Genomic DNA, 10,140 nt, shown 5'->3' with positions numbered 1-10,140 from the left:
TAACTAACTTTGTATGGTGGGTTGGAATAGGGCATGCCGGAACTTTAATTTCAGCAGTTTTATTACTATTTCGTCAAAAATGGAGACTTTCAATCAATCGTTCTGCAGAGGCTATGACAATTTTCGCTGTAGTTCAGGCGGCCATGTTTCCATGTATACATATGGGACGTATATGGTTAGCATATTTTGTATTTCCTATTACCAATCAGTTTGGAACATTATGGCCGAATTTCAATTCACCTTTACTATGGGACGTATTTGCCATTAGTACTTATTTTTCTGTATCTGTAGTGTTCTGGTATATAGGGTTAATCCCTGATTTTGCCATGATAAGAGATAGAGCTGTTAAGCCTGTAACAAAAAAGATATATACTATTTTGAGTTTCGGATGGGGAGGTAAAGCTAAACATTGGCAAAGGTTTGAAGAAGTGTCTTTAGTTTTGGCCGGTCTTGCCACTCCATTGGTGTTTTCTGTACATACCATTGTGTCATTTGATTTTGCCACATCTGTAATTAAAGGTTGGCATTCAACAGTATATCCTCCATATTTCGTAGCTGGAGCGATATTTTCGGGATTTGCCATGGTACAAACCTTATTAAGTGTCGTAAGAAAGGTATGTCATTTAGAAGATTATATTACACAAAAGCATATCGAATACATGAATATTGTGATTGTTGTAACCGGAGGAATGGTAACCGTTGCATATATTACGGAATTCTTTATAGGATGGTATTCTGGTAGTAGATATGAAGATTTTACCTATTTTTCAATAGGTGCAGCCACGGGTCCTTATTGGTGGGCGTTCTGGTTATTAATTCTTTGTAATGTATTAATTCCAGCTTCTCTTTGGATTAAAAAATTAAGAAGAAACTTCTTATGGACATTTATTGTTTCTATTGTAATCAATATAGGTATGTGGTTTGAAAGGTTTGACATTATAGTTATTAATTTGTCAAGAGACTATTTACCAAGTGCTTGGACAATGTTCCAACCTTCTTATGTTGACGTAGGAATATTTATAGGAACTATAGGTTTCTTCGGAGTATTATATCTATTATATGCCAGGACTTTTCCAGTAATTGCACAGGCAGAATTGAAGACAATTATAAAAACATCCAGTGAAGGGTATAAAAAACATCATTTAGAAAATGAGCACCACTAAGACAATTATTTACGGTTTATATGGAGATGATGATCTCCTTATAGATGGGGTTAAGCAACTTCGTGATAAAGGGATAAAAATCAATGAAGTATATACACCATTTCCTGTACACGGATTAGATAAGGCTATGGGGTTGAAGGAATCCAGAATGTCTGAATTTGCCTTTTTCTATGGAGCTTTAGGACTGACAGTAGCTTGTTTACTAACCTGGTATACTATGAATTATGATTGGCAACAAAATATAGGCGGTAAACCCAGTTTTAGTTGGGGAGAAAATGTCCCTGCTTTTATACCAATCATGTTTGAGTTAACTGTTTTTTTTGCTGCTCACCTTATGTCTATAACTTATCTTATTTTAAATAGGCATTATCCAGGACAAAAACCTCAAAATCCGGACCCAAGGACTACTGATGATAAATTTTTAGTTGAAATTTCAAATCATGATTACGAGCAAGTAAAAGAAATATTAATAGCTACTGGAGTTGAGGAAATAAGTGTAAAAAAAATTGAAGATGAAAAAAATAACTAAATATATTCTTTTTGCTATCACAGGAAGTTTATTAATACTTTCCTGTAGTAAGAAAAAACCCAGTTTGGTTTATTTCCCTGATATGTACTATCCGGTAGCTTACGATCCTTATCAGGAGGCAGTAATAGCTTATGGAGAACAAGGAACAACTGTTCCCTTATTTTCAAAGCATGAAGGGGCAACCGCGTTAGCTCCGGTACCTGGAACTATTTCTCAAAATCCGGAAGGTATTTTACCAATGGATTTACCTAATACGCCTGAAGGATATGATGCTTCTAAAAAAATAACTGTTTCCCCTCTAGATCCTAAAAATAGAGATAAAGATCTAGCAAGAGGTAAAGATTTGTATGTGAAAACTTGTTCGGCTTGTCATGGTACAGGAGGTGATGGTCAAGGAGATATCGTTCAATCCGGTGCATATTCGGGAGTTCCCAACTATAAAGACAGAGATATAACAGTTGGGTCTGTACATTATGTTATTAAACATGGAAGGAATGCTATGGGATCTTATGCAGGACAACTATTACCTGGCGATATATGGCGGGTAGCAGAATATGTTATAAATGAGTTTAAACCTACTGCAATAGCAGCTTCAACAGAACAATTACAAACAACAGAACAATAATACAACTATGAGATATACATTTTCATCCAGTCTTAAATTAACATCCATAGTATTAATCATAGTAGGATTGATAGCCTTTGGTATAGGGTATTATCAGAATTCACGTATAGATGAACATGCAGTGAAAGAAATATTGCAAAAAAATGAAGAATTAGCTGGTGCTCAACCTATGAATTCCGTTTATAAAAATGATGTTGCACATTCTAAAGAACATATTGAACATGCGGAAAATCAAATTCATAATAGACCCTGGTCAGCTTTTTTTGTTTCTTTAATGTTATTTTTTGGAATTTCTGCGACTGCATTGTTTTTTGCAGCCGTTCAACATGCTGGAAATGCAGGTTGGTCTATCGTTGTAATTCGGGTAATGGAAGGTATCGCTTCATTTTTACCTGTTGGAGGATTGTTAATGGTTATATTTATTTTCCTTTCAACCTATGGAGGGGAGCATGGCGGTCTGAATCATCTTTATCATTGGATGGATCCTGCCTTGACAGATCCAAAATCGTCACATTTTGATTTATTGATAAAATCTAAAGAACCTTTTTTAAATAGGCCCTTCTTTTTAATACGAACTTTACTATATGTAGCGGGATGTATATTCTTTTTATGGAAAATTAAATCATTAACTAGAAAATTAGATGAAAGTAAAGATGTAGCTGATTACAAAAAGGTATATAACTGGAGTGTGGGATCCATAGTTTTCTTCGCTTTAGCATCTGCTTGTTGGGCATGGGATTGGTTAATGTCGATAGACCCTCATTGGTATTCCACTTTATATATGTGGTATGTTTTAATCAGTTGCTTGGTTTCTTCTATAGGAGTTATGCTACTTATTTCCATATATCTAAAAAAGAAAGGATTTTTACCTGCTTTTAATGATAATCATATGCATGACCTGGCTAAATTTTTGTTTGGACTTAGTCTCCTTTGGTCTTATTTATGGTTTGCTCAATATATGTTGTATTGGTATGCTAATATTCCGGAGGAAACCGTATATTTTTTTGGAAGATATAAATTATATGAGCCAACCTATTTTACCATGTTAATTCCTAATTTAGTTTTACCGTTTTTAATATTGGTTAGTAGTAAAGTGAAGAGAAATTATGTTATTGTTCCAATTATGGCTTGTGTAGTTTTATTGGGTCATTATTTGGATATGTTTAATATTATCATGCCCGGTACTGTTGGGGCATTTTGGGGTATTGGATTATTAGAAATAGGATCCTTTATTTTTATGTTGGGATTATTTATACTTGTAGTAATGTATTCTATAAGTAAACTAAATCTTGAAGCAAAAGGGAATCCGTATTATCGTGAAAGTGAATTGTTTGAATATCCTTTTTAATGGGTGAAAATTTTAAATAAAAAAAGCTTCTCTATAATTGAGAAGCTTTTTTATTTTGTCACAAAATTTATTTTTGTCTGAAATATATTTCTATAGGTACGCCTGTTAACTCAAAGTTCTGGCGTAGTTTGTTTTCAATAAATCGTTTATAAGGTTCTTTAATATATTGAGGAAGATTAGCAAAAAATGCAAATTGCGGGGTTTTTGTTGGAAGCTGTGTACAATATTTAATTTTTATATATTTACCTTTTATACTTGGAGGAGGGGTAGACTCGATAATAGGAAGCATAATTTCATTTAATTTGCTAGTCTTGATTCTTCGTGCGCGATTTTCATAGACTTTCATAGCTGTTTCTACTGTTTTATAAACACGTTGTTTTGTCATAGCAGAGGTAAATATAATAGGTACATCAGTGAAAGGTGCAATTTTATCCTTTATGTAAATTTCAAATTGTCGTAAGGTATTAGTTTCTTTTTCAACTAAGTCCCATTTATTAACTACAATTACAATTCCTTTCCTATATTTTTGCGCTAAAAACAATATATTCATATCTTGTTTTTCCCAACCTAAGGTAGCATCTATCATTAAAATTACTACATCAGAATCTTCTATGGATCGGATAGAGCGCATAACAGAATAAAATTCCAGATTTTCATTTACTTTAGTTTTTTTTCGCATTCCGGCGGTATCTACTAATACAAATTTATATCCGAATTTTTCGTATAAAGTTTCAATGCTATCTCTGGTGGTTCCAGCTATATCGGTAACAATATTGCGCTCGTTTTCCAATAAGGCATTAGTAAATGTTGATTTTCCTACATTAGGTCTTCCTGCAATTGTTATTCTTGGTAATCCTTCAAAAGGATCGACATAATTTACTTCTGTAAATGTAGCTACTATATCATCAAGCAGATCTCCTGTTCCGCTACCGGTCATCCCCGAGATTGTATAATACTTTTCTACTCCTAAGGAATAAAATTCCATAGCATCGGTTTCTAACATAGCATTATCCACTTTATTAACTACGAGAAATACAGGTTTATCTGTTTTTCTTAATAAATTGGAAACTTCTTTATCCATGTCTGTAATTCCCTCAGTTACATCAACTAAAAAAATAATTGCAGAAGCTTCGTCTACGGCAAGCTCTACCTGTTTTCTTATCTCCTCTTCGAAAATATCTTCTGATCCAACCACATATCCACCGGTATCGATAACAGTAAAATCCACTCCATTCCAATCGCTTTTTCCGTAATGTCTATCACGAGTTACACCGGCTATACTATCTACTATTGCTTCTCTCTTTTGTAATAAACGATTAAAAAGAGTTGATTTTCCTACATTAGGTCTTCCTACTAGCGCTATAATATTTGACATATCATATTTTTTGCAAAGGTAAATAAAATTAAATAGTGGATTTATTTAACTTGAATATTAGCGTTTATAAAGTTTTAGAAATGTTACAATGAGAAAAATATTTAAATAAATTTTTAAAGCTTATAAAATTATTAATATTCTTTATGAAAATAATGAATTTTGTTATACTTTTGATTTTTATTTTAGTTTTGATTTTTTAAACTATTAATTAATTAAATAAAGGCGTTTTTTGATTTTGGAAAAAAGAATTAATGTAACTAAGGTTTTTTTACCTCCGTTAACCGAATATAATGAGTATTTGGAAATAATTTGGAGAAACCAATGGCTTACAAATAGGGGTGAATTAGTTTTAAAACTAGAAAAGAAACTTAAGGAGTATCTTAATATTAGTAATATATTAATTACCAATAATGGAACTATTCCATTGCAAATGGCATTAAAGATTATGGCCAAAGGAGGAGAAGTTATTACTACACCTTTTAGTTTCATAGCTACCACTTCAACAATTGTTTGGGAAAATTGTACCCCAGTATTTGTAGATATTGATCCTGATCATCTTACTATAGATGAGAATAAGATTGAAAAAGCTATTACAGAAAAAACTACGGCTATATTAGCTACCCATGTTTTTGGAAATCCATGTAATGTAAAAGTTATAGAAAAAATAGCTAAAAAATATCAACTGAAAGTTATATACGATGCAGCCCATTGTTTTGGTGTTGAATATGATAACAAATCAGTTTTTGAATTCGGAGATATAAGTACTTGCAGTTTTCATGCAACTAAACTTTTTCATACCGGAGAAGGAGGAGCAATATTTTGCAAGGATTCCGAATTAATGGAAAAATTAGTATTTAGTCATAATTTTGGTTATACGGGGAATTATGATTTATGCGGAGTTGGTATAAATGCTAAAATTTCTGAGTTACAAGCAGCCATGGGCTTGTCTGTTTTAAATTATATTGATTTTATTAATGCTGAGAGAAAAAAAATCGTTGATTTTTACAATAAATCGCTAGATTTTAGTGAGTTTAAAGTCTTTAAAATAAGGGAAAGTACTAAATGGAATTATAGCTATTATCCGGTTATATTTAATTCTGAAGATATATTACTTAAAGTACAGAAAAAATTATTTGAACATAATATCGTACCTAGGCGTTATTTTTACCCTTCCCTAAATACTATACATTATCTTAAGGGTAGTAAGATGCCGATATCTGAATCAATATCAGAAAGAATTTTATGTCTGCCTTTATATGTTGGCTTGGAAATAGCTGACCTACAAAATATAGTAAATATTATTAATAAGTAGTATCTTAAAAGAAATAATTATTAAAATATTAAGAATATTTGAAATAATGTACAAACATTCTTATATTATATAATTATTTTACAATGATATTTTTATTAAAATAATTATAAAAATTAGAACATGAAGCATAAATTCATGTTAAATTCATTATAAATTTATATTATGAAAATAAAAGAACCTGAATCTATCTATAGAGTGCGTTTTAGTGATTGTGATCCTATAGGACATCTTTCTAATCTTCGATATTTTGATTATATGCTTAATGCGAGAGAAGATCATTGTCTACAAAATTATCAACTAGATAATTTTGAACAATCTAAAAATACAGGATGTTTATGGGTTGCATTGCAAAACCAAATTGCGTACATAAAAGAAGTTAAGTATAATAAAGATGTTGTAATTACAAGTAAAATAATAAAGTATACAGATAGAACTAATACTGTAGAAGTGTTAATGCTGAATAAAGATAAAAGTATTACACATGCTACATTATGGGTAACTTTAATATATTTTAATTTAACTACTAGAAAATCGGAAGTACAGCCAGAACATTTTATGAAATTATTTGAAGAGATATTTGTGAATATACCTGAAAAATTGTTTGAAGAAAGAGTAGAAAGTTTAAGAAAGCAAAATAAAAAATAATTTAACAATATAAATGACTGTAACTGAAACTAAACTTAAAGGATGCTATATTATAGAACCTCAGGTTTTTGAAGATTCCAGAGGTTTCTTTATGGAAACGTTTAATCGTGAAAAATTCACTAAAAAATTAGGTTATACCCCCGATTTTGTCCAGGATAATGTTTCTCAATCGACTTTCGGAGTTATAAGAGGATTACATCAACAATTACCTCCTTATTCCCAAGCTAAATTAGTATATGTGTTACAAGGAAAAGTAATAGATGTAGCGGTAGACGCACGGAAAGATTCTTCGACTTATGGACAATATGTTTCTGTAGAATTATCTTCAAAAAATAAGAGACAATTATTTATTCCGAAAGGATTTTTACACGGATTTTCAGTTTTATCAGATACAGTTATTTTTGCATATAAATGTGAAGGTCTTTATAATAAAGAAAGTGAAATTAGTGTTAACCCTTTAGATAAATATTTAAATATAGATTGGAAAATTGAGAAAGGAAAAGAAATTCTTTCAGAAAAAGATTTGAATGCTATTTCATTTAACAACTTGAAACCTATTGATTTATTTTAAAGCATGAAAAAAATTTTAGTAACAGGAGGAGATGGGCAGTTGGGTCGATCAATTAAGCAAAGAGTAAAGGATAAGCCTCTTGTTAATTACAGTTTTGTATTTACAGATATTCAAGAGTTGGATGTATTAGACGAAATGTTTGTAAAGACTTATTTTTTTTCAAATAAATTTGATTATGTTATAAACTGTGCCGCTTATACGGCTGTTGATAAAGCAGAGTCGGATATAGAAATGGCAGAAAGATTAAATGCAGATTCTGTAAAATATTTAGCAAAAGCAAGTGCTTTTCAAAAAGCAACTTTTATACATATTTCCACAGATTATGTGTTTTCAGGCGAAGAATCCGTACCACGAAAAGAAGATGATCCGGTAGCACCTTTGGGTGTTTATGGTAAAACTAAGTTAAATGGAGAACTAATCGCACAATATTATAATTCTAAAACCTATATTATAAGAACTTCATGGTTATATTCTCCCTATGGAAATAATTTCGTTAAAACGATGTTGAAATTATTTAAAGAAAAAGAAGAAATAAATGTTATAAATGATCAAATAGGTTCACCAACAAATGCGTTGGATTTAGCAGATGCTCTTCTTACTATAATTCAAAATGATATAGGAGCTTATGGAATTTATAATTTTTCTAATGAAGGAGAATGTACATGGTATCAATTTAGTGAAGAAATAAAGAAAATAAGTAAATCTAAGATTAAAATTAATCCTATATCAACTTCCGATTATCCTACTCCCGCCAAGCGTCCCGAATATAGTCTATTGGATAAAACTAAGATAAAAACGACTTTTGGTATTTTAATTCCTGAATGGAAAGATAGTTTAAAAGAAATGTTTGCAAATTGTGCTTATATAATATAAAAATATCTATATTTGTATAAAAATGTTATGATAAAAATTATCTCAAGTTCAATCTTAGGACTAATGCTACTATTATTTATAAGTTGCGATAAACCAGCTAATGGGCAAGAAATAGCTCCAGCTAATAGATATTCGTTTCAGGTATTGCAAGGCCCGGATGGTTTGCGAACTTATGTTTTCGACACTAAAACAGGAGATGTGTTTGTTAGAACTTCGGATGGAAAATGGTGGAATGATTCAGGCATTAAAACAGCACAAAAAAGTAAATAAATAATTATATTCTAAAAACTCTTAATTATATTATAATTAAGAGTTTTTATTTATCTTTTAAAAACTCAATCTAACGACAAGAAATCAAACTTTATTTTAGCCTTAGTAAATAATTTTCAACTTTGAAACATTTTTATATTAAGAGTAAAAAAAGCATAACATTTTTAATGCAATATTTTAAATGAAATAATACTTTTTGGCTGGTAATATATTCAATAATATGGCGATTTCATCACGAAGAATTAGTTTAAACATTTTTGTTATAAAAGCATTTACTCTTATTATAAATTTATTAATAGTAAGTGTATCTGCAGAATTTTTCGGGTTGTCAATAAATAGAGACATATGGGTAATTACCTCAGGATTTATAGTTAATATAAATAATTCTTTTTTTAATCCTATATCAGATGTTTTCAAGATAAAATTTATTCAAATAAAGGAAGAAGAGTCCCTTCATTCAGCATTGGTTAAAACAGGCTCTTTATTAGTTATTTATATTTTATTTATAATAATATTAATTATAATTTTTTTCTTTTTTGGTAAATCTATAATTCAAAATTTGTTTAGTGTAGGGGATTTATTTTTGAATAGATATTATACCTACATTAATATTTTACTTTATAGTATTTTGTTTACACAATTTTCTTCAATAGGTATTGGAATTTTAAATGCTAATAATATATTTTACGTACCGGAAATAACAGCTTTTTTTACATCTATAGGTAACTTAGTAATAATTTATTTTGGGACGAAATATGTTGGTGTTGTTTCTCTATACTTAGGACAATATTTTAATTTAATAACTCTATCTGTAATTATTATATTTTTTCTTAAAAAGAATAAAATATTGCCTATAATTAGATGGGATAATAAATTTGTACTAAAAGCAAAGGATTTTATATGGTTTGGAACTCCATTTTACTTTCCCTATTTTATAGGACAAATAAACTCGTTGATTGAAAAAGGTCTATCCAACAGAATTGGTATAGGTATAATTTCAATGATTGATTATGCTCAAAAGTTTACATTATTATTTCAGGTTGTATTTACTAACATTATTTTAACGGCAATAATTCCCCAACTTACGAAAAACTATTATAGAAAAGAATGGGATGTGTATAATCATTCATTTTATTCTTATTTAAAATTTATAGTTTTCATATTGAGTTTTTTTGTTCCCTTATTGTATATAAATGCATATGAAATTAATTATATATTTTTTAAAAGAGGGGCAATAACAAATAGTGACATTGAGCAAATTACACATTTAACAAAGTTATATTCGCTTTCGTTTATTTTTATTTGTTTGTATGTTTATATATCTCCTGTAATGATATCTCAAACAAAAAATAAGCTACAAGCATTGTTAGGTGTTATCACTCAGATTGGAATTATCATATTTAATTGCCTTTTTTATAAAATTTATAAC

The 10,140-nt window shown here is 29.7% G+C and carries 11 protein-coding genes; 10 read left to right on the top strand and 1 reads right to left on the bottom strand.

Annotation, left to right across the window (positions count from 1 at the left end; genetic code table 11):
• The 4 genes from nrfD to M3Z80_RS07700 form a co-directional block, all read left to right on the top strand.
• On the top strand, positions 1–1,163 hold a 1,163-nt coding region (gene nrfD / locus M3Z80_RS07715; protein ID WP_293918966.1), incomplete at its 5' end, for an NrfD/PsrC family molybdoenzyme membrane anchor subunit.
• Positions 1,150–1,692 (top strand): DUF3341 domain-containing protein, encoded by a 543-nt coding sequence (locus M3Z80_RS07710; protein WP_293918965.1) that lies wholly within the window; start codon positions 1,150–1,152, stop codon positions 1,690–1,692. The genes nrfD and M3Z80_RS07710, both read left to right, overlap by 14 nt.
• Complete coding sequence (locus M3Z80_RS07705) at positions 1,676–2,317, top strand: c-type cytochrome (protein ID WP_293918964.1); 642 nt, start codon at positions 1,676–1,678, stop codon at positions 2,315–2,317. Before M3Z80_RS07710 ends, M3Z80_RS07705 begins: the two co-directional genes overlap by 17 nt.
• Positions 2,318–2,324: 7 nt before the next feature.
• Positions 2,325–3,665 (top strand): quinol:cytochrome C oxidoreductase, encoded by a 1,341-nt coding sequence (locus M3Z80_RS07700; RefSeq protein ID WP_293918963.1) that lies wholly within the window; start codon positions 2,325–2,327, stop codon positions 3,663–3,665.
• 67 nt (positions 3,666–3,732) lie between these two features.
• Here M3Z80_RS07700 and der read toward each other — a convergent pair whose 3' ends face one another.
• Positions 3,733–5,040 (bottom strand): ribosome biogenesis GTPase Der, encoded by a 1,308-nt coding sequence (der, locus tag M3Z80_RS07695; protein ID WP_293918962.1) that lies wholly within the window; start codon positions 5,038–5,040, stop codon positions 3,733–3,735.
• A 229-nt stretch (positions 5,041–5,269) separates the two neighbouring features.
• Here der and M3Z80_RS07690 point away from each other — a divergent pair, with 229 nt between their 5' ends.
• The 6 genes from M3Z80_RS07690 to M3Z80_RS07665 form a co-directional block, all read left to right on the top strand.
• Positions 5,270–6,352, top strand: a complete 1,083-nt coding sequence (locus M3Z80_RS07690) for a DegT/DnrJ/EryC1/StrS family aminotransferase (RefSeq protein ID WP_293918961.1) — start codon at positions 5,270–5,272, stop codon at positions 6,350–6,352.
• A 162-nt stretch (positions 6,353–6,514) separates the two neighbouring features.
• On the top strand, positions 6,515–6,997 hold the full coding sequence (locus M3Z80_RS07685) for an acyl-CoA thioesterase (RefSeq protein ID WP_293918960.1): 483 nt from the start codon (positions 6,515–6,517) through the stop codon (positions 6,995–6,997).
• A gap of 13 nt (positions 6,998–7,010) precedes the next feature.
• On the top strand, positions 7,011–7,568 hold the full coding sequence (gene rfbC, locus M3Z80_RS07680) for a dTDP-4-dehydrorhamnose 3,5-epimerase (protein ID WP_293918959.1): 558 nt from the start codon (positions 7,011–7,013) through the stop codon (positions 7,566–7,568).
• Between the two features lie 3 nt (positions 7,569–7,571).
• Positions 7,572–8,441 carry a dTDP-4-dehydrorhamnose reductase gene (gene rfbD / locus M3Z80_RS07675; protein WP_293918958.1) on the top strand — a complete coding sequence of 290 codons (870 nt, stop codon included), beginning with the start codon at positions 7,572–7,574 and terminating at the stop codon, positions 8,439–8,441.
• A gap of 27 nt (positions 8,442–8,468) precedes the next feature.
• A complete protein-coding gene (locus M3Z80_RS07670) occupies positions 8,469–8,711 on the top strand; it encodes a hypothetical protein (protein ID WP_293918957.1) in 243 nt (80 codons plus the stop codon).
• 220 nt (positions 8,712–8,931) lie between these two features.
• On the top strand, positions 8,932–10,140 hold a 1,209-nt coding region (locus M3Z80_RS07665), incomplete at its 3' end, for a lipid II flippase MurJ (RefSeq protein WP_293918956.1).

Origin of the sequence: Apibacter sp., assembly GCF_025291155.1 — a bacterium.
In the GTDB taxonomy this organism is placed as follows: Bacteria; Bacteroidota; Bacteroidia; order Flavobacteriales; family Weeksellaceae; genus Apibacter.
The sequence above is the reverse complement of the archived record's forward strand: the minus strand, read 5'-3'. Positions and strand labels throughout refer to the sequence as shown.

What these genes read in the sequence shown, in the direction of transcription:
- M3Z80_RS07710 (WP_293918965.1), top strand. Translation starts at nt 1,150, where the DNA reads ATGAGCACCACTAAGACAATTATTTACGGTTTATATGGAGATGATGAT.
- rfbC (WP_293918959.1), top strand. Translation starts at nt 7,011, where the DNA reads ATGACTGTAACTGAAACTAAACTTAAAGGATGCTATATTATAGAACCT.
- M3Z80_RS07685 (WP_293918960.1), top strand. Translation starts at nt 6,515, where the DNA reads ATGAAAATAAAAGAACCTGAATCTATCTATAGAGTGCGTTTTAGTGAT.
- M3Z80_RS07670 (WP_293918957.1), top strand. Translation starts at nt 8,469, where the DNA reads ATGATAAAAATTATCTCAAGTTCAATCTTAGGACTAATGCTACTATTA.
- der (WP_293918962.1), bottom strand. Translation starts at nt 5,040, where the DNA reads ATGTCAAATATTATAGCGCTAGTAGGAAGACCTAATGTAGGAAAATCA.
- M3Z80_RS07705 (WP_293918964.1), top strand. Translation starts at nt 1,676, where the DNA reads ATGAAAAAAATAACTAAATATATTCTTTTTGCTATCACAGGAAGTTTA.
- rfbD (WP_293918958.1), top strand. Translation starts at nt 7,572, where the DNA reads ATGAAAAAAATTTTAGTAACAGGAGGAGATGGGCAGTTGGGTCGATCA.
- M3Z80_RS07700 (WP_293918963.1), top strand. Translation starts at nt 2,325, where the DNA reads ATGAGATATACATTTTCATCCAGTCTTAAATTAACATCCATAGTATTA.